This is a genomic window from Acinetobacter sp. CIP-A165 (assembly GCF_000367985.1).
Lineage (GTDB): Bacteria > Pseudomonadota > Gammaproteobacteria > Pseudomonadales > Moraxellaceae > Acinetobacter.
The window spans coordinates 76,687-77,656 of sequence record NZ_KB849206.1; the positions used below are offsets into that span (position 1 = coordinate 76,687).

Consider the following 970-nt stretch of genomic DNA (forward strand, 5'->3'; position numbering starts at 1 on the left):
GGAATCATCGGTGGTATTACAGGTGGCGGTGATGGTGGTCCACTAGGTCCAATCACTGGCATTATCGGTGGTATTACAGGTGGTGATCTTGGCAATAACCCTGTAACAGGTGTCATCCAAACCGGTATTGATATTCTTCAAGGTGTTGAAAGCCTCAAAACTGAAATCATCAATACAGGCATTAATACTGTCGCTGACACAATCATTGGTGTATTCCCTCAAGCAGAACATCCTGTCGGTGACCTCGCATGATCACAGGTGTCATCGGGGGTATTGGCGGCGGTGATGGTGGTCCTTTAGGTCCTATCACAGGCATTATCGGTGGTATTACTGGTGGTGACGGTGGCAGCCCGCTCGATATCTTAACGGGTATTATTGGTGGCATTGCTGGTGGTGATCTTGGCAATAACCCTGTAACAGGTGTCATCCAAACGGGTATTGATATTCTTCAAGGCGTTGAAAGCCTCAAAACTGAAATCATCAATACAGGTATTAATACTGTCGCTGACACAATCATCGGCGTATTCCCTCAAGCAGAACATCCTGTCGGTGACCTCGCAAATCTTGGCACGCTCACTTTTGAAACTTCTCGCGATACCGTCAACGGTACACTTGAAGCAATCTCTGATTTAGCTGGCGCTGATTTTGGTGGCGCGATGGGTAATGCTACTGGCGTGATCGGTACACTCATCAATAATGGTTCAACTGCTGCTGATATTATCCAACATGTCGTCGGTGAAGATCTGCTTGGTGGTGGCATCATCGGTGGTATTGGCGGTGGTGATGGCGGTCCGTTAGGTGCAATCACTGGCATCATAGGCGGTATTGGTGGCGGTGATGGCGGTCCACTAGGTCCAATCACAGGTATCATCGGCGGTATTACTGGGGGCGGTGATGGCGGTCCTTTAGGTGCAATCACTGGAATCATCGGTGGTATTACAGGTGGCGGTGATGGTGGTCCACTAGGTCC

The 970-nt window shown here is 49.4% G+C and carries 1 pseudogene; it reads left to right on the forward strand.

Annotated features, from left to right (window positions below):
• Window positions 1-970: pseudogene (locus tag F991_RS17720) on the forward strand (hypothetical protein); the annotation flags it as partial.